General features: G+C 62.3%; 20 protein-coding genes. 7 read left to right on the top strand and 13 right to left on the bottom strand.

The window, feature by feature from the left end; all coding sequences use genetic code 11:
• Positions 1-22 precede the first annotated feature (22 nt).
• A complete protein-coding gene (locus tag LG409_RS15435) occupies positions 23-2,161 on the top strand; it encodes an FAD-dependent oxidoreductase (protein WP_227407064.1) in 2,139 nt (712 codons plus the stop codon).
• Between the two features lie 33 nt (positions 2,162-2,194).
• On the opposite strand, the gene LG409_RS15440 is transcribed toward LG409_RS15435, so the two are convergent.
• A complete protein-coding gene (locus LG409_RS15440; protein WP_227407065.1) occupies positions 2,195-2,575 on the bottom strand; it encodes a transcriptional regulator in 381 nt (126 codons plus the stop codon).
• Between the two features lie 173 nt (positions 2,576-2,748).
• Here LG409_RS15440 and LG409_RS15445 point away from each other — a divergent pair, with 173 nt between their 5' ends.
• Together LG409_RS15445 and LG409_RS15450 are read left to right on the top strand one after the other, a co-directional pair.
• Positions 2,749-4,140 (top strand): GGDEF domain-containing protein, encoded by a 1,392-nt coding sequence (locus LG409_RS15445; RefSeq protein ID WP_227407066.1) that lies wholly within the window; start codon positions 2,749-2,751, stop codon positions 4,138-4,140.
• 36 nt (positions 4,141-4,176) lie between these two features.
• Positions 4,177-5,337, top strand: a complete 1,161-nt coding sequence (locus tag LG409_RS15450; RefSeq protein ID WP_227407067.1) for an FAD-dependent oxidoreductase — start codon at positions 4,177-4,179, stop codon at positions 5,335-5,337.
• Positions 5,338-5,354: 17 nt separating this feature from the next.
• On the opposite strand, the gene LG409_RS15455 is transcribed toward LG409_RS15450, so the two are convergent.
• Positions 5,355-5,807 carry an META domain-containing protein gene (locus LG409_RS15455; protein WP_039175255.1) on the bottom strand — a complete coding sequence of 151 codons (453 nt, stop codon included), beginning with the start codon at positions 5,805-5,807 and terminating at the stop codon, positions 5,355-5,357.
• A 154-nt stretch (positions 5,808-5,961) separates the two neighbouring features.
• Here LG409_RS15455 and LG409_RS15460 point away from each other — a divergent pair, with 154 nt between their 5' ends.
• Both LG409_RS15460 and LG409_RS15465 read left to right on the top strand, forming a co-directional pair.
• Positions 5,962-6,675, top strand: coding sequence for a hypothetical protein (locus LG409_RS15460; protein WP_039175254.1), 714 nt, complete (start codon positions 5,962-5,964; stop codon positions 6,673-6,675).
• Positions 6,676-6,722: 47 nt separating this feature from the next.
• Positions 6,723-7,499, top strand: a complete 777-nt coding sequence (locus tag LG409_RS15465) for a hypothetical protein (protein WP_227407068.1) — start codon at positions 6,723-6,725, stop codon at positions 7,497-7,499.
• On the opposite strand, the gene LG409_RS15470 is transcribed toward LG409_RS15465, so the two are convergent.
• The 3 genes from LG409_RS15470 to LG409_RS15480 are packed head-to-tail and all read right to left on the bottom strand — an operon-like array spanning position 7,496 to position 9,843.
• On the bottom strand, positions 7,496-8,860 hold the full coding sequence (locus tag LG409_RS15470) for an ATP-binding protein (RefSeq protein ID WP_227407069.1): 1,365 nt from the start codon (positions 8,858-8,860) through the stop codon (positions 7,496-7,498). The genes LG409_RS15465 and LG409_RS15470 overlap by 4 nt on opposite strands.
• Positions 8,845-9,507 carry a response regulator transcription factor gene (locus LG409_RS15475; protein WP_096922094.1) on the bottom strand — a complete coding sequence of 221 codons (663 nt, stop codon included), beginning with the start codon at positions 9,505-9,507 and terminating at the stop codon, positions 8,845-8,847. Before LG409_RS15475 ends, LG409_RS15470 begins: the two co-directional genes overlap by 16 nt.
• A 3-nt stretch (positions 9,508-9,510) precedes the next feature.
• Positions 9,511-9,843 (bottom strand): PepSY domain-containing protein, encoded by a 333-nt coding sequence (locus LG409_RS15480; RefSeq protein ID WP_052196303.1) that lies wholly within the window; start codon positions 9,841-9,843, stop codon positions 9,511-9,513.
• 117 nt (positions 9,844-9,960) lie between these two features.
• Here LG409_RS15480 and LG409_RS15485 point away from each other — a divergent pair, with 117 nt between their 5' ends.
• Positions 9,961-10,623 carry a hypothetical protein gene (locus tag LG409_RS15485; RefSeq protein ID WP_227407070.1) on the top strand — a complete coding sequence of 221 codons (663 nt, stop codon included), beginning with the start codon at positions 9,961-9,963 and terminating at the stop codon, positions 10,621-10,623.
• A gap of 1 nt (position 10,624) precedes the next feature.
• Here the strand turns inward: LG409_RS15485 and gloA are convergent, their stop codons facing one another.
• Positions 10,625-11,065 (bottom strand): lactoylglutathione lyase, encoded by a 441-nt coding sequence (gene gloA, locus LG409_RS15490; protein WP_016915020.1) that lies wholly within the window; start codon positions 11,063-11,065, stop codon positions 10,625-10,627.
• A gap of 55 nt (positions 11,066-11,120) precedes the next feature.
• Positions 11,121-11,576, bottom strand: coding sequence for a DUF411 domain-containing protein (locus LG409_RS15495; RefSeq protein ID WP_026001843.1), 456 nt, complete (start codon positions 11,574-11,576; stop codon positions 11,121-11,123).
• Positions 11,577-11,651: 75 nt separating this feature from the next.
• Here LG409_RS15495 and LG409_RS15500 point away from each other — a divergent pair, with 75 nt between their 5' ends.
• Positions 11,652-12,731 (top strand): metal-dependent hydrolase, encoded by a 1,080-nt coding sequence (locus tag LG409_RS15500; protein WP_227407071.1) that lies wholly within the window; start codon positions 11,652-11,654, stop codon positions 12,729-12,731.
• A 30-nt stretch (positions 12,732-12,761) separates the two neighbouring features.
• Here LG409_RS15500 and LG409_RS15505 read toward each other — a convergent pair whose 3' ends face one another.
• From LG409_RS15505 to ubiD, 6 genes are all read right to left on the bottom strand, one after another.
• On the bottom strand, positions 12,762-13,490 hold the full coding sequence (locus LG409_RS15505; protein WP_189462681.1) for an MliC family protein: 729 nt from the start codon (positions 13,488-13,490) through the stop codon (positions 12,762-12,764).
• A 14-nt stretch (positions 13,491-13,504) separates the two neighbouring features.
• On the bottom strand, positions 13,505-14,017 hold the full coding sequence (locus LG409_RS15510; RefSeq protein ID WP_016915024.1) for a DUF3087 family protein: 513 nt from the start codon (positions 14,015-14,017) through the stop codon (positions 13,505-13,507).
• 63 nt (positions 14,018-14,080) lie between these two features.
• Complete coding sequence (locus LG409_RS15515) at positions 14,081-15,145, bottom strand: 3-deoxy-7-phosphoheptulonate synthase (RefSeq protein ID WP_144980453.1); 1,065 nt, start codon at positions 15,143-15,145, stop codon at positions 14,081-14,083.
• A 636-nt stretch (positions 15,146-15,781) separates the two neighbouring features.
• Positions 15,782-15,910: a hypothetical protein gene (locus LG409_RS18660; protein ID WP_016915027.1), complete on the bottom strand. Its 129-nt coding sequence runs from the start codon at positions 15,908-15,910 to the stop codon at positions 15,782-15,784.
• 66 nt (positions 15,911-15,976) lie between these two features.
• Positions 15,977-16,756: an FAD-binding oxidoreductase gene (locus tag LG409_RS15520; RefSeq protein ID WP_144980459.1), complete on the bottom strand. Its 780-nt coding sequence runs from the start codon at positions 16,754-16,756 to the stop codon at positions 15,977-15,979.
• Positions 16,757-16,797: 41 nt separating this feature from the next.
• Positions 16,798-18,291, bottom strand: a complete 1,494-nt coding sequence (gene ubiD / locus LG409_RS15525; protein WP_039175248.1) for a 4-hydroxy-3-polyprenylbenzoate decarboxylase — start codon at positions 18,289-18,291, stop codon at positions 16,798-16,800.
• Positions 18,292-18,308: the final 17 nt, after the last annotated feature.

Genomic DNA, 18,308 nt, shown 5'->3' on the forward strand with positions numbered 1-18,308 from the left:
TCTTCCTCTGCCGGAGCCTGCCATGAATCGTCAGCGCCTGCTGCTCATCACCCTGCTGCTGTTGGCCATACTGGGCTTTTACGTCAGTGGCGCCCACACCTTCTTTACCCTGGAGACCTTGCAGGCCTATCGCAGCCAGTTTCAGGCAGCGTTCCAGCAGTCTCCCTGGCAAGTGGCGGGTCTGTTCTTCGCGGTGTATGTGGTGATGACGGCGCTCTCCTTGCCCGGCGCAGCCTTGTTGACGCTACTGGGCGGGGCACTGTTTGGCCTGGGCTGGGGGCTGCTGATCATCTCCTTTGCCAGCACCCTGGGGGCCACCCTGGCGTTCCTGCTCTCGCGCTTCTTGTTTCGTGGGCCGATTGAAAAGCGCTTTCCCCGCCAGTTCGAGACGGTCAACCGAGGCGTGGAGAAAGACGGCGCGTTCTATCTGTTCACGCTGCGCCTGGTGCCGATCTTCCCGTTTTTCATGATCAATCTGGTCATGGGACTCACGCGAATCAAGCTCACCACGTTTTACTGGGTGAGCCAGCTGGGCATGCTGCCGGGCACGGCCGTCTATGTGAACGCGGGCGGCCAGCTAGGTGAGCTGGAGAGCCTGGGGGGAATCGTCTCGCCGGGGCTGCTGGCTTCGTTTGCACTGCTGGCGGTGTTTCCCTGGCTGGCCCGGCGTATTGCCGCTGCCGTGCAAACGCGAAAGGCTTATAAGGGCTTTACCCGGCCTGAGCGCTTCGACTACGACATTGTGGTGATCGGCGGTGGCTCGGCGGGACTGGTCACCAGCTACATCGCCAGCGCCGTCAACGCCAAGGTAGCCCTCGTTGAAAAGCACAAGATGGGCGGCGACTGCCTGAATACCGGCTGCGTGCCTTCCAAAGCGTTGATACGGGCGGCACGGGCGGCCCACGAGATTCGCACCGCCCATCGGTTTGGCGTCAGCGCCAGTGCCCCCGAGGTGGACTTTGCCAAAGTGATGGGCCATGTCCATCAAGCCATTGCCGACATCGAGCCCCACGACAGCGTCGAGCGCTATACCGGGCTGGGGGTCACGGTGTATCAGGACCACGCCCAGCTCGTCACGCCCTGGCAAGTTCGCGTGGGGGATACCACGCTCACCGCGCGCCATATCGTGCTGGCCACGGGGGCTCGTCCACGGGTGCCGCCGCTGCCCGGCATCGAGCACGCGCCGCTGCTCACCTCGGAAAACCTGTGGGCGCTCACCGAGCTGCCCAAGCGCCTGGTGGTGCTGGGCGGCGGCGCCATTGGCTGCGAGCTCAGCCAAAGCTTTGCCCGGCTGGGCAGTCAGGTCACCCTGGTTGAAGGTGCGCCCCAGCTGTTGGGCCGGGAAGATAGCGAGGTAGGCGAGCATGTGGCAGGCACGCTCTCCGGGGAAGGCGTGACGGTGATGACGGGCGCCACTGCGCTGGAAGTCAGCCAGGCAGACGGTGCGCACCAGCTCGTCATCGAGCACCAGGGGGAGCGTTTGACGCTGGCGTTCGATTATCTGCTGGTCAGCGCGGGGCGTCAGGCCAACGTGGAAGGCCTGGGGCTGGAAACACTGGGCATCAGTACGACCCAGGCCGGCACCCTGGCCCTCAACGAGCGGCTGCAAACCCGGGTGCCCAACATCTGGGCCTGCGGCGACCTGGCAGGCCCCTATCAGCTGACCCATGCGGCAGCGCATCAGGCCTGGCACGCCGCCGTCAACGCCCTGTTTGGCGAGCTGAAAAGCTTCGCCGTGGATTACCGTTTCATGCCCGCCGTGACCTACGTACAGCCGGAAGTGGCGCGGGTGGGGCTGAATGAAAAAGAGGCCACCGCCAAAGGCATTGCCTACGAAGTGACCCGCTACGCCATGCGCGACAGCGACCGCGCCATTGCCGAAGGTGCCACCGAAGGCTTCATCAAGGTGTTGACCGTGCCCGGCAAGGACAAGATTCTGGGCGCCACCATCGTGGCGGAAAACGCTGGCGAGTGGCTGGGCGAATTCACCCTGGCCATGAAACACGGGTTGGGGCTGAACAAGCTGCTCGGCACCATTCACCCCTACCCCACCCTGGGCGAAGCGGCCAAGGCCACCGCAGGCGTATGGAAGAACGCGCACAAACCCGAGCGTGTGCTGGCCTGGTTGAACCGCTACTTTCACTGGCGCCGTGGCGAATGACCAACGTGGGCAGGGGCGCCTGGATGCGATGGGTCAGGGGTGCTGAGGGTCGTTTACGAAGTTTTCCATGATGTCGCGCACCAGTTTCCGCTGTGCCTGGGGTAACTGGCGATACAGGGCCAACAGCCTCAGCTCATCGGCATCGGGGGATACCTGCCAGGCGGCGGCGGGCTCCTTGACACCCGCCACCTCAGCCGCGCCGTAACGCAAATAGTGCGGAGAGACGGACAACCACTGGGCCAGGACCAGCAGCTTTTCCTGGCTTGGAAACGAGTCTCCCCGCAACCAGCGCCTGACCGCCTGGAAGGTGATGGGTTTTCCCCAATAGCGCAGATTGAATTCACGCTCCAGAACGGAGGGTCGGGCTTCGTACCCTGCCGCTTGCATGGCGGCTATCAAACGCTCGGCAAACATGCTTTTTTCATTCATGCCGCCAATGTGAAGTGATTCTTCAATAAGAGTTGAATAACGGTTAACCTTCTGATTGAATCATTACTTCAATTCCGAATTAAACTACACCGTGCATGCACCCCCACGCACCCCACAGATACGCAAGACGGCCACTAGCGCGCCAGGAGTCTGCCAGGATGAGCCAGACGCCTTATCTTCCTGAACCGAGTTATCTGCACCGTGCGTTATCGACCCTTGGTTCGGCCCCTGACCCGGATACGCTGCTGAAGGGGCTGGCCAGCACGCTTTACCATATCAACCGTCAGCAGCCCATCGCCCTGTACCGTCTTCACGACGCCAAAGCACTGCACCTGACCTACTATCTTTCGCCTGCTGGCCAACAGGCAGCCCCCCATGCGCTGCGGCTCATCACCTCGCTTGCCTCTTTGTCCACGCTCGGGCTGGACTATCGCGATATCCAAGGTGAGTTCGACACCTGGGGCTATGTGGCTTATCCAACGCCGGATACTCATGAGCAAACCCAGTGGATCACGCTCTTCATCGACCTTGCCAGCCAGCGCCTGCGTCTTTTGAAGGCCGCCAATGCAACAGAGCGGCGTATACGCCTGAGGCGGCGAAGACGCTCCATTCTCAAAGACATGCAGCACACATGCAGTATCGACCATCTCGTTCAACGTCACGGACAAAGCTGGTGTCGCATCTTTCAAGCGGTCGGCATAGCGCTCTATTATCAGGAAGAGCTGGCCTGCTTTGGCCAGTGCCCCCCTGAGTGCCAGCTTCTAGCGGCCATCGCGTCCCTGGCAGCACCGCTGGATGACACGGAGACCATCGAGCTCGATGGCGAGTGCGCGGGCGGGATTGCCGTCAGTGTTCATGTTGCCGACGCACAGCCAGCGTGGCTGATGCTGTTTCGTCGTCGTCACGCCGTGCCACTGCTGCCCGAACTGAGCTGCCCGCATACTCCTGTCGGCTACTGGCTCGCGTCCGAGATCAACAGCCTTGCCGAGCTGGCCGATGACTTGACCTCGGTCATCACGGCCATCGAAATCGCCAATCTCAACCAGCAGCTCGTCGCCACGAATCAATGGCTGGAAACCCTGGCGCACAAGGACGCCCTTACCCAGTGCTGGAACCGTTACTATACCGAACTGGTGCTCGACAGTATCGACCCTACCCACACCACCATGGCGCTCATTCTGTTCGACATCGACGATTTCAAGTGCATCAATGACACTCATGGACATGCGGTAGGCGATGATGTGTTGCGCGATCTGGTCGCAGTGGTGCAGGGCACCTTGCGTCAGGGAGACCACCTTGGCCGCTGGGGCGGCGAAGAGTTCATGATTCTGGCCAGGGAGCTCGACCATGAGGGCACCTTGCAGTTTGCCAACCGCGTACGGCTAGCCGTCGCAAGCGCCCGCTTCGCCGTGGCTGCGCCGGTCTCGATCAGTATGGGAGCCACGCTGGTACACGCCCATGAATCGCCTCGGCAATGGCTTGAACGCGCCGACCAGGGCCTCTATCTTGCCAAGCAGGCTGGCAAGAACCGGTGCGTTCTTTGCCCTTGATGCTGCCCTGCAGCCCTCGACAAGAGAGCACTCCCGATGCCCCCACCCAAGCGGCTGCTACTCATCGGCGCAGGCCACGCCCACGCCTTCGTGCTGGAAGCGTTTGCCCAGCGCCCGGACCCGACGATATCGCTCACGGTGGTCAGCGATAGTCCACTTGCCGCCTATTCCGGTGGCGTGCCTGCCTGGCTTGCGGGGGAGTGCACGCTGCGCGACACCCAGCTGGATATCGCCGCGCTCTGCCAGCGGGCGGGGGCTCGTCTCATCACCTCACCGGCCGTGGCCCTGTGCTCCACGAAACACCAGGTCACTCTGCAGGACGGCCATGTGGTGGCCTTCGACGTGGCCTCGCTCAACGTGGGCGCAACTCTCCAGCAGCCTCAGCACGCCGAAAACGCTGAGCGCACGCTGCCCGCCCTGCTGGCCATGCGGCCACTCGGTTCCCTGCACCATCGCTGGCAGGCGCTGCTGGAGGATGTCGACCGGCTGCCTCCCGGCACACGGCAGAACGTGGTGAGCGTGGGGGGCGGTGCGGCGGGCTGTGAAACCCTGATGAGCGTACTGGCACAGCTGCGCCAGCGGCGTCCCGACGTAGCATGGAAAGGCGCCATCATCAGCGCGTCCCCCTCGCTGCTGCCTGGCGCTGGCTGGCTACCGCGCAGACTGGTGCTGCGCGCACTTCAACGGGCCGATATTGCCGTACACGCGGGATTACGGGGCAGCGCCCTGGTGGCGGGCGGCGTGCATACGCAAGCAGGCCAGCGTATCGACGCCGATATCGTGCTCTGGGCCACCGGCGCCGTGGGCCAGCCTTGGCTCGAGAAAACCGCGCTGCCCCGCAACGAACGGGGGTTCATCAGCGTGGACACGACCCTCGAAGTCACAGGCCACTCGGGGATATTTGCGGCGGGAGACTGTGCAGCGCTGGCCCAGCACACGCCGCCACTGCCCAAGGCCGGCGTATACGCAGTGCACATGGGGCCCGTGCTGGCCGACAACCTGCGAGCCGCTTGCCACGGCGCCCCGCTGGCCACCTGGAAGCCCCCCAGGCGTGTGCTGGCACTGATTGGCACAGGGGACGGTCGCGCCATTGCCAGTCGAGGCGCCATCGGTTTTTCAGGCCGCTGGGTATGGGAATGGAAAAAGCGGATCGATGCGCGCTTCATTGCCCGCTTCAATCCGCCCTTCACGCATTAACACCGCCCCTGCCGCTGCTAGCCGTTGGCTTTGCGCCAGCCGCCCAGCACCCGGCTATCCGGGCCGAAGAATACCAGCCGATCATGGTCGATCAGGTAGCGGTAGGCGTTATCCAGCATGTCCGTGACCCGCTTGGCATCTTCCATGTTCGGGCAGGCCATGCGGGTCGACGCCAGCCCACCGAACTCGATGCGCTGACTCTCTCCCAGGCTGACCGTACCGGTAAACTGGTTGCAGCCATCCGAACCACTCACCTTGCCGTCACGCCCAATGCGGAAAAATGGCGTACTGGGCATCGACAAACGCTCATCGGTCCCCACCAGCAGCAGGTTCCAGCGCTGCTCGACGACCGGCCCCGACAGCGTGGATTGCGGCGCTTCGATTCGTTCCTGCTCAGGCGCGCTGCTGCACCCTACCAACACGGCTGCCCCCAAGGCAGCCAGTACCCACTTCACGCCATCGTATTTCATATCTGCTGTCTCTCCATGGGATATGCCTAACCTGAATCAAACTTGAACCAGCGATTTAGTCAGGGTTCAGCCCCTATTGCTTAAAGTTCACATTGTTACCTGAGGGGCTAGCGCACCACAAGCATGCCTCACTTCACCATCAGAGGATATCGACATGCCACAACTGCCTTTAAAAACCCTATTGACCGCCGTCTGCACCCTGGCGCTCGCCACCCCCTTGGCCGCGCAGGAGAACGTGGAACTCAACGCCGAAATCGTCGAGCGCTTCGATGATCTGTTCATCATTGACGAGGGCGACCGCCGTTTGCTGGTTCGCCCTGCCGAAGCGCTTGAACAGACCTTTCAGGTAGGTGACGAAATCCGCATCGAAGGCCGCCTGGAAGGCGACACCATCACCGAGGCCGTGGTGGGCTCGCCACAGCAGCGTGACCAGGACGCCGAACCTCAGCGCCCATCGGTGCGTGCGCCAGACGTGGCTGCCATCCAGCAACTGCTGGCAGAGCGAGCGTTCGGCGACATGGTGGAGCTGAAGCGCCGCGACGCCACATTCCGTATCACCAGCATCAACAGCGATGGCTTCGAGGTGCGCAGCGACATCGATGAACAGGGCGAACTGTTGAGCTGGCATATCAAGCGCCCAGGCCATGACCGCCCCCACCGTGACGAAACGCTGGACAGCCTGGCGCAAGAGAGCGTGATCGATTCACTGGCAGAGCAGGGCTACCTCGATGCCACGCTGCTGGAGTTCAAAGGCCGACACATGGAGTGGGTCGCCAGCAATGCCGATGAGCAGACGGTATTGCTGCACGTGGACTACCGCGGCGATGTTTACCGGGAAAAACGTCTTCCCGAGTGGCCCGCCCAATAACCCGGCACATGCCGACCAGACTTGCTGACCAATAGAGAGGATATCTCATGAACACAGCACTCAAAACACGTCTTACGCGTCGCGTCATCACCCCCACGCTTGCACTGTTACTCAGCGCCACGGCCTTGAGCAGCGTGGCCCAAACCCCAGGGTTCAGCACCCTGGAGGGCGAAGTACAGGAGCACTTCGGCCATGACTTCGTCATCGAAGCCAACGGCGAGCGGGTTCTGGTTCGCCAATCTCCGCATGCCAGCGCCAACGTGACCCAAGGAGACACCGTCACGGTTACCGGGCAGCGCTTCGAGGGCACTCTGCAGGCACAGGAAGTGCTCAACAGTGATGGCACTTCCCTCAGCAGCGCATCTGCGTTCTCTCCCGCGCCCCACATGGCACAGGGAGCGCGAGGCCAGTGGCATGCGCCACAAGCCAATATCGCCGCCTTGCAGGCTCAGTTGCAGGAACGTGGCTTTGGTGAAATCTATCGGGTAGAGCCCAAGAGTAGCCATGTTCGTGTACAGACCACCGCCAATGGCATGCCGGTAGAAGTACGCTTCGAACATGACGGCAGCTTCCGTGAGTGGCGCATCCATCGCCCAGGCAAGTCGCGGCCGCGTGCCGGTGAGTGGGGCACGGTGCCCATGGCGCAAGTCAGCCAGCTGGTCGCACAGCAGGGTTACACCAGCCCCAGAATCGTCGACAGCAAGGGCCGCCACCTGGAAGTACTGGCCCAAAACAGTCGCGGTGAAGCCGTGGAACTGCACGTCGATTATGCGGGCCAGGTCTACCGTGAAAAACGCCACTACACCATGGGCTTCTTCAACTAACGCTTCACCCCATCAGGGCCGCCTTCGGGCGGTCTTTCCGCAGCCGGGAGCACCAGTTGAACACTCAGTCCCCCCGCCGAGCCCTCAGCCAGGATCAGTTGACCGCCATAGAGCTGAGCCAGGTCCTGCACGATGGCCAACCCCAGACCATCGCCAGGCGTCGACTCATCGAAACGCTCACCTCGCTCTACGGCCTTCACACGCTGTTGCTCCGACATACCGGGGCCGTCGTCCGAGATGACCAGATGCAGGGTGTTGGGGGTTTCCAGATGGGCCTCCACCGTTACCTGGCGCTGCGCCCATTTACAGGCGTTGTCCAACAGATTGCCCAGCAGTTCGTCCAGGTCCTGGGACTCCCCGCGAAAGGCCAGCTCAGGATCGCAGCGGACGTCGATTGCCACCTGCGGATAGACATGGCGCATTACCACCACCAGGCCCTCCAGGGTATCGGCCACAGAGGTACGCTCGCCCAGATGATAACCGGCGCCTACCGCACGAGCGCGACGCAGATGGTGGTCTACCAGCCGCTGAAGACGGGTCAGCGCTTCACTGACCACAGGGTCGTTGACCTGCGCTTTGGTCAGGGTATTGACCAGCATGGCCAGGGGCGTCTTGAGCCCATGGGCCAAGTTGCCTACGTGCTGTCGGCTGCGGGCAATCACCTCGCGGTTGTGCTGTACCAGGGCATTGATCTCCTCCACCAGCGGCTTGAGTTCCTCTACCGTGGCAAGGGCGAGTCGATCACGACGCCCCTGTCGCACCGCCAACAGATCGCGCCGCAGCCGCGTCAGCGGCGTCAATCCCCAGCGCACTTGCCACCATACCGCCAGGCCAAGCCCGATGCCCAGCGCCCCCAGCGACGCCCCCAAGGGCAGAATGATCTGGGAGAGTGCATGGTCGATATCCTGTTGAGGGCCTGCCACGGTAATGGTGAGCCCAGGCCCACTGCCCGGCGCCGAAAACTGGCGTGCCCTGGCGCGCAAAGGCTCCTCATCGGGCCCAGCCAGACTAAAGGCACCTGCCGAGACGGGCGGCACGGCCAGGCTGGCATCCAGCAAGGAGCGCGAGGCAATCAGCACCTCCCCCTCGTGGGCAATCTGCCAGTACCAGCCCGAATAGATACGGTCGAACTGAGGCCCACCAACATCGCGCGTCTTGACCAGTTGCCCCTGCTCGTTGAACTCCACCGACGCCATCAGCCCCAGCAAGTTGGCTTCCAGGCGTGCATCGAAGGTGCGTTCGGCATGCGCCTTGAACAGCCAATAGATGAAGATGCCTACCGCTATCAGCGCCAGAGCGCTCCATAGCCCCGCAGACCCCAGCAGACGAGCCCGCAAGGAGAGATTCATGGCTGACGACACAGCCGATACCCCTGGCCACGCAGGGTTTCGATACGCCCGGCCCCGACCTTGCGGCGCAGCCGACTGATGATCACTTCCAGCGAGTTGTAATCTCGGTCACTGTCATAGGAGTACAAATGCTCGGAGAGCTCGGTGCGACTCACCACCTTCTCGGCGTGATGAATCAGGTATACCAGCAGTTGCGTTTCGAAGGCCGTCAGTTTCAGAGGCAGACCCGACAAGCTGAAGACCCCCAGCTGGGAGTCATACTCCAGCTCACCACAGCGCAGCACCACATCGGCATGACCTGACGCCCGGCGGATCAGCGCACGCAGCCGCATGATGATCTCTTCCATGCGAAAGGGCTTGGTGACATAGTCATCCGCGCCTGCGCGAAACCCCTGGACCTTTTCACTCCAGCCATCCCGTGCAGTCAGAATCACGACGGGCAGGGTGCGGCCGTGGTGCCGCCAATCGTGCAGTACGCTGAGCCCATCACGCCCCGGCAGGCCAAGGTCGAGCACTGCCGCATCGTAGCTTTCCTGATTGCCCATGTAGACCGCTTCGTTGCCGTCGCCGACCACATCCACCACGAAACCACTGCCTTCAAGGGCCGTACGCATTTGCTCGGCCAGATGCGTCTCGTCTTCCACCACCAGGATACGCATGGGTCAGGTTCCCTCCGAGGCGGAGGCAGGCAGCAGACGAGCCTCTATTTGACCCCGGCCATCGATTTCCAGAAAACGGCCATTCTCACGGGCGATGCGAATCTTCAGCACGTTGCCCTGCTCGGTCAACAAGCGCAGCTCGTATACCTGGTCGCTGTTCTCCCACCCTCGGCCACTTTTGACCTCGATATCCAGCAGCTCGCCCTGATAACGCTGCTGAACGATGTCGATGGCCTCGTTGGCGGTCAATTGGGCCATGGCCATGGCAGGCAACCCGAGCAACAGCCAGCTGGCGCCCAGCATGAGGGCTCGTATGTGATTGAAGCGTTTAATCATCGTCGCGACTCCTTGCAAGACCACTCTGAAATGGGGCTTGCTACTATAGCCAGCATCGCCTTAACCCTGACTGAACAGCGCTGCCGTTCAGGTTACCGTCAGCTTGCAGGGCCTATAATGGCCGAACGTATTGCGTTAATAACATGGGTAACCACTATGCTGCTATACCATTGGCAAGCGAAGGCGACGGCCATCATCGCCCCGCTCATGCGCCTGGGGGCGCTGTGTCTGGCTCTCCTGGCCCTGCCGGCACAGGCTCAACCGGACCTGGACACCCCCGCAACGCCCATTGCCACGGCACAAAGTGCGGGGCTGTACGTCGAAGGCGTGGTCAGCGAGCGTTTCGGCACCAGTTTCGTGCTGGAAGATGCCAGCGGGCGACTGTTGATCGACACCTGGCCCGAAGGCAGTGCCAACACCGAGGTGCAACCGGGTGACGAGGTCGGGGTTTTCGGCCTGCCGGACGGCCAGCGCATGCAGGCACGCTGGCTGGTGATCGGTAACGCGCTGATAGAAGTAGACGAGCCAATGACATCGCCCCCCCTGGCAGGAAACCGGCTGGACCGCTCGGCACCCGTAGCGCGCGCCTCGCTGGCCGAACCACGCAACGATGATGATTTTTTCCGAGAGCAGGCAAGCCAGGCGGGGTATCAGCCGCTGGGCGGTGTGGAGTACAAGTCACGCCACGTGGAGCTACGCGCCATCAACCCCTTCGGTGAAACCGTAGAGCTCCACATGGAATTCAGCGGTGACATCTACAAGGAGCGCCACCGCGACTGAATCACCAGCTGCCGCTGTTCTCCATGGACGCCCAGGGCTCTTGCGGTGCCAGGGCATCGCCTTTTTGCAGCAGTTCGATGGAGATGCCATCCGGCGACTTCACGAACGCCATATGGCCATCCCGAGGCGGACGATTGATGGTGACGCCATTGTCCTGGAGCTTCTGGCACAGGTCGTAGATGTTCTCGACACGGTAAGCCAGGTGACCGAAATTGCGCCCGCCGGTGTACTCCTCGGGGTCCCAGTTGTAGGTCAGTTCCAGCTCGGGCGCCGTCAGGCGCGCTGAGCGCTCTTCATCGTCCGGCGCAGCCAGGAATATCAGCGTAAAACGCCCTTTCTCGTTCTCTTTACGGCGTACTTCCTTGAGACCTAGCAGGTCGCAATAGAAGTGAAGCGAAGCGTCCAGGTCATGGACGCGAACCATGGTATGTAGAAATTGCATTGAGTCGTCTCTCTCTGGTCAAGTGCAGCGCCAGTAGGTCAGCGCTAACCCTTTGCTATGGTTGAAGATACTCGCTAAAGATAGCAGGCGGACGCGCATCGCGGGTGAATCCTAGCACCGCGTAGTCGTCTACCCTGCCGGTTTCCATGCCCGGTGAACCATGCGGCATACCGGGTACGGCCAGGCCAGCAATAGCCGGGCGCTCCTCCAGCAAGCGCTGAATGTCACCCGCTGGCACGTGGCCCTCAATGACATAGCCCTCTACCAGCGCCGTATGACAGGACGCCAGCTCAGGGGTAACGCCATGCTCTATCTTGATGGCGCGCACCCCATCATGGCGGTGGTGGTCGACCTCGAAGCCAGCCTCTTCCAGATGGCTGACCCAGTCGCTGCAACAGCCGCAGTGTGGGTCACTGTGTACCTCGATCACGGGAGCGGCCTGTGCAGACGACAACGATACGGCCAGCCCTGCTATCATCAACAGCGGCATTATTAGACGTTTTTTTGACATTTCATCACCATCACTAAAGATCTGTATAATACTAACACCATCACGCGATAGACGGGACGACCCCGGGAGGCATCAGTGGATTCGATTACACAGGCGGCATTGGGCGCCGCTGTGGGCGGCGCGATATTGGGGCGCCGCTGGGGCCGCAAGGCCATCGTGGTGGGCGCGCTACTGGGCACACTGCCCGACCTGGACGTGGTGCTGGACTACGGCGATGCGGTGGCCAATGTGACCGAGCACCGTGGCTTCAGCCATTCGCTGTTCGTGCTGACGGGGCTGGGTACGCTGCTGGCCCTCCTGACCGCCTACCGCTGGCCCGCCACGCGGCAGCGCCCCGTTCACCTGCGCCACTGGTGGTGGTTTTACGTCCTCTGCCTCACCACCCACCCGCTGCTGGACGCCCTGACCACCTACGGCACTCAGCTGTTCTGGCCGCTGGACGTGCCCCCGGCTGCCTGGCCGATCGTGTTCATCATCGACCCGCTTTATACGCTGCCGCTATTGCTGGCCCTGCTGATTGGCGCCTCGACCCACAAGGTGCAAAAAGCGTGTCGCGTGGGTCTGGCGGTGTCCAGCGCCTACCTGCTGCTGGCCGCGGGCGCCAAGTGGCACGTCGAGCAGCGCCTGGCCCCCGCCCTGGCCGAGGCCAACCTGCAGCAGGCGCCGGTAATGGTGCAGCCCACCCCCTTCAATATTGCCCTATGGCGCGCCACGATCATTGACGACGATCACTACTACGAGAGTCTGATCAGCGTGTTCGACCGCCAGCGCACACCTACGCTTGAGCCCTTGCGGCGTAACGTGGCACTGGAAAGCGCGGCCCTTGGCAACCCCAAAGGGGAGCGCCTGGCCTGGTTCACGGGGCCATTCCTGCGCTACGAGATCCGCCAGATCGATGGCGTCGATACGCTAATCGCCACCGACATTCGCCTCGGGTTCCCCGGCTTTCACCCCTTCAACTTCACCCTGGCCACCCGGGAAGATGAGCGCTGGGTACCGCTGGAGAGCAGCGAACAGGTCAGCACCCCTCGCGGGCTGGAGCTGGAAACGCTGGCGCGTCTGGCGTCACGGGCAGGCGGCGATATTTCGGCACTCTGCGCCACTGACTTCGTCGATCCTCAATGGCGAGCAGAGCCCTTCCTCTACCGCTGCTGACCCCGCATGAAGGGAAAAGCAGAGTTGTGGTCAGGGCGCAATGCCCTGGCCACACCCCTTGTACTGCTCGCCGCCGATACTGACCGTGACACGGGCTGGGTACGGCTGGCCTTTCATGTCGTCAAAACAGGCCCCTGATTCGATCCTTACCCGGAAAAACGACTCGGCATCGGCGTTTTCGATCACCACACGACCCGCGGCGTTATCCATGACGCTGACCATATAAGGCAGCGTGGTCGTTTCACTGCCGTACTGCGTGGTCCAGGTCATGACCGGTGCGTCATGGGCCAGCTCGATACTCCAGCCGGGCTCGTTGCCTCGCGCCAGGAACATGACGCCCGGATGTGCCGAACGGGTGGCCGCAGCGCGTGCCAACCCCTGCTGGCACTGCAACTGGCCACGCGGCGTCTCTACCTGGGCCTGCTCGCCACGGTTCCAGAAGCTGATCTCGCCATCCTGATAACGCGCACCACTGGCCACCACGGCCTGCGGCAAACGCCAGGCACCGTGCAGCGACCACAAGCGTAATTCGTCGCCATTCAAGGCGGTGACCAGATCCTGATGAGCAGGCTGGCAATGCCAGGCCTGGAACTGCTCCGCACTGCCGGGAAACAGTGCAGAAGGCAACAAGGGCGCGGTGCTATGCACCGTGGTGCGGGTGGGGGTTTCTGCCGCAGGTGGGGCACTGGCACAGCCTGCCAGCAGGGCCACCGAGGCCATGGCCAACAGCGGACGAAAGGTAATGGGCTTAGCGATCATGAGGCAGGTTCCCGTTATGACGGTTTGAAGGCGCTGAGATCGTGCGGATCGAAAGACGTTACCTCTGCGGGCAAGCCGAGCGCTTCGCGCCGGACCTTGACCTGCATCTTTTCGGCCAGCCGTTCGGCATCGTCATCGGTGGTGCGGCCGTTCAGTTCGGCCAGTTGCGACATGCCCTGGTGATAAAAGGTCAGGATATCCAGCGCCAGACGATTGTCCTCTTCTACCCCACGACGCAGCGGCTGCAGATAGCTGCTGATGCGCGACAGGTGGTGCTTGAGCTGCCAGACATAGCGCATCTCCACCATCCAGGGCCGCTCACGCAGGGCGGCAAACATGGCGCTGGTCGCCAACAGGCCCAGCAGCACCCCGAGGGCATTCAGCCAGAAGCTGCTGCCGAAAGTCGCGGTCAGCAGCATGGAGAACAGCAGGCCGAACACCACCAGCTGCCCTGCCATGATGATGCTGATGATGCGCGCCTTGCGCCGATAGGTATCTGGATCGTGGTGCTCAAGGGTAAAGGCCATGGCCAACCTCGTTATCGAAAGGAACCTCTTATGATACGGGGCTGACCAGGTCAGTCAACGCGCTCAGGCCAGCTGTTCGGCGGCGCTCTTCAGCAGCCGCTCGGTGGTCTCCCAACCCACGCAGGCATCGGTGACCGAGACGCCATAGCGCAGTTGGCCCGGGCTCAGCGGCTGCTTGCCTTCGAACAGATGGCTCTCCAGCATCAGCGCGACCAGGCGGGCCTCGCCTGCCTGGCGCTGCGCCAGCACCTCCCGCATGACCTCGCTTTGCCGACGATGATCCTTGCGAGCGTTGGCATGGCTGCAGTCCACCATCAGGCGCGGGTTCTGCCCCGCACGCTGCAGCGTGTCGATGGCCGCCTGCACGTGGTGGGCCTGGTAATTGGGCTCGCCGTGCCCGCCGCGCAACACCACATGGGTGTGCGGGTTACCGGCGGTTTCCTGCATGATGGGGCGCCCCTGGCGGTCCATGGCAAACCGCTGATGGGCGTGCGCCGCGGCCTGCATGGCGTCGATGGCCACCTGCACATCGCCACTGGTGGCATTCTTGAAACCCACTGCGGCGGTCAGGTCACTGGCCAGCTCCCGGTGCAGCTGGGACTCCGTGGTCCGCGCGCCAATCGCCACCCAGCTCAGCAGGTCATCCAGGTAAGGCGCCAGCATGGGCTGCAGCAGCTCGGTCGCTACCGGCAAGCCGCGCGAGGCCACCGCATGCATCAACTCCCGCGACAGGGCAATCCCATGAGGCATGTCGCCACTGCCATCCAGGTGCGGGTCGTAGGCCAGCCCCTTCCAGCCCACCGTGGTACGCGGCTTCTCCACGTAGACACGCATGACCGGCAGGATATGCTGGCCAATGTCGTCGCTGAGCGCCGCCAGGCGGTCGGCATACTCCAGTGCGGCATCCGGGTCGTGGATGGAGCAAGGCCCGACCACCACCAGCAGGCGGTCATCCTGGCCATTCAAAATACGCTGCACTGCACGCTGCTGCTCGGCAATCTGTGCGGCCAAGGGGGCACTGATGGCAATGCGCTGGCGCAGCTCAGCGGGCAACGGCAAGGGCGTGGAGGACAAGGAGACGTGGTCGTCTGCCAGCGGGGCACGTTGGGGGGCAATAGGGGCATTCATGGGTCAACTCTCCGAGATCGTGGGACACAGCGCTAAACATCGCAATCCTTCCTTGCCACCCAGGCAAGCACGATCGGAGGTGGCAGCTTGCACCGACCGCGCGTCACTAAATCGCCAGCCATAGCCATAGCCGATATGACGGAAGGCCTGGGGGCTAACGATTGCGCGGTTGCGGTAAGACATGGTGCAGCTCCTGTGTTGCATTGAATGAAAACCTGTGGCCCGTTCAGGCCAGCTTGGCTGACCGCAGCGTAAAACGAAAAAAGCCTCGGTGGGGTAACCCACCGAGGCTTTTTTGCATGCGGCAGGTCACCTGTGCGGTGTGCCTGCCGGCCCGACATCAGGCGTCGGCCAGCGGCACACCCTGGCTAAACCAATACGCTGCATAACAAACGGACTGGGAAGACGCGACGCTCAGCGACGTATTCGCCCACGCGCTCGCAACCGTTTCCGGTTGGCGCTGGCGGCGGTCTGAACACGCAGCATGATGCATGGCGGCTTCCTCATGAAAAGTCATAACGACGATACTGCTTAATCCTGCCTGCCAAAACGCCAAATGGCAACCCGCCATTCGAGGTTCTTCATGCAAGATTTTCCGTTCAAGGGGCTGGCCTGCCCGCCAGGCCAGCGGCAGCCTCAGTTACTGAAGGCCTGAATCCAGCCGATGGTGGCGGGCAGCGCACTCATGCTGACCAGCACGACGATGCCCAGCACGATAGGCAGCAGTCCGGATTCATCTTTGAAGTCTTCATCATGATGGGCCATATAGCCTCCTCGTCAAGGGTCTACAGGCGGCTCTTGCCGCTCTATTGCTTACGTCGGTGGATCATTCTAGTGAGGGCGTGGAGCGTAGGCAAACACATCCGAGAACATACGCTCACTGCTCGCGCCCAGCCGCTCCAGCACATCGACGCAGGCGTACACCATGCCCGGCGAACCAGAGAGGTAAATATCACAGCTTTCCGGCGTGCCCAGCGTTTTTTCCAGCGCCTTCACCAACTGGCTCTCCAGCACCAGGTCTACCCGCCCCTGGTGGTGGTGAATACGCTCGCCAGCAGCGAGAGGTTCGGTCAGCGGAAACTCGGTCACCGCATGAAACGACAGCTGCTCGGCCTGCTGAGCCCACTGGCATGCCAGGTCTTCGGCATACAGGTCGCGGTGCTCGCGGTTTGCCCACCACAGCGATATCGGCCGCTGTGGCTGGTCACGCAGGGCCGCCTCGACGATGGCTTTCATCTGCGCGAACCCGGTTCCTGCGGCGATCAGCAGCAAGGGGCGCTCACTCTGCCCATCCAGCACACAGACACCGCTGGGCAGGCGTACGGTCAACTGGTTGGCCACCTGTAGCAACTGGCGTAACCGGCGGGAGTTCTCGCGCTCGGGCCAGTGCTGGATCTGCAGCTCCAGGGTGCCGTCGCCGCGGTCGGCGCTGGCAATCGAGAAAGGCACCCAGGTATCGTCGTCCAGCTTGAGTTCCAGGTACTGGCCGGGCGCATGCTGCATTGCCTCTGCGCGTCCGGCAAGCGCCACCCTGAAGACATCGGGAGTGAGATCTTCAACGGCGGTCACCTGGCAGGTCAGCGTTTTACACGTTGACGTATTAACGCTCATGAAAGCCTCTTTTTGGCAAATCGTTCAGTCCCACGGCAGCACTAGCCGTGTCGCGGTGCGGGCAGGGGAATATCGATACCCAGCTCTTCCCAACGCTGGTCGACGCGGGTCTTGATGGCATCGTCCATCACGATGGGCGTTCCCCACTCTCGGTCGGTTTCCCCGGGCCACTTGTTGGTGGCGTCCAGGCCCATCTTGGAGCCCAGCCCGGAAACCGGCGAGGCAAAGTCCAGGTAATCGATGGGGGTGTTCTCGACCATCACCGTGTCCCGGGCCGGGTCCATGCGGGTGGTGATTGCCCACATGACGTCTTCCCAGTTACGGGCATCGACATCGTCGTCCAGCACGATCACGAATTTGGTGTACATGAACTGACGCAAAAAGCTCCACACCCCCATCATCACCCGCTTGGCATGGCCCGGATACTGCTTCTTCATGGTGACCACTGCCATGCGGTAGGAGCAGCCTTCCGGCGGCAGGTAGAAATCGACGATTTCGGGGAACTGCTTGCACAGGATCGGCACGAACACCTCGTTGAGCGCCACGCCTAGAATGGCGGGCTCATCGGGAGGACGCCCCGTGTACGTAGAGTGGTAGATCGCGTCGCGGCGCATGGTCATGCGCGTCACGGTAAACACCGGGAACCGGTCTACTTCGTTGTAGTAGCCGGTGTGGTCGCCGAAGGGGCCTTCCGGGGCCATGTCGTCGGGGTAGATAAACCCTTCCAGCATGATTTCAGCGGAGGCAGGCACGTCCAGCTCGGCATGGCCGCACTTGACCAGCTCGGTGCGCGACCCGCGCAACAGCCCGGCAAACGCGTACTCCGAGAGCGAATCGGGCACCGGGGTGACCGCCCCCAGGATCGTGGCGGGGTCTGCCCCCAGGGCCACGGCCACGGGGAAGGGCTCGCCAGGATGCGCCTTCTGGAATTCCAGAAAGTCCAGCGCGCCCCCACGATGAGACAACCAACGCATGATCAGCCGGTTCTTGCCGATCTTTTGCTGGCGGTAGATCCCCAGGTTCTGACGTTTCTTGTGCGGCCCTTTGGTGATCACCAGCGGCCAGGTCACCAGCGGCGCTGCATCACCCGGCCAGCAGTGCTGAATGGGCAGACGGTCCAGGTCTACGTCGTCACCTTCGTAGACCACTTCCTGGACCGGGGCGCGTTTGACGTTCTTCGGCCCCATGCTGAGCACCTGCTTAAAGATCGGCAGCTTCTCCCAGGCATCTTTCAGCCCTTTGGGCGGGTCAGGCTCCTTCAGAAACGCCAGCAGTTTGCCGACTTCCCGCAGGGCTTCTACCGACTCCTGCCCCATGCCCAGCGCAACACGCTTGGGCGTACCAAACAGGTTGCCCAACAGGGACATGTCGTGACCTTTGACATTTTCGAACAGCAGTGCCGGGCCACCGGCACGCAGCGTACGGTCACAGATTTCGGTAATTTCAAGGTAGGGGTCAACTTCGGCGGTAATGCGCTTGAGCTCACCTTGAGCTTCCAGCGCTGCTATGAAATCGCGCAAGTCGTTGTACTTCAAGGTCCTCTCCTCAACCC

It is taken from the genome of Halomonas sp. NyZ770 (assembly GCF_020616575.1).
In the GTDB taxonomy this organism is placed as follows: Bacteria; Pseudomonadota; Gammaproteobacteria; order Pseudomonadales; family Halomonadaceae; genus Vreelandella; species Vreelandella hamiltonii.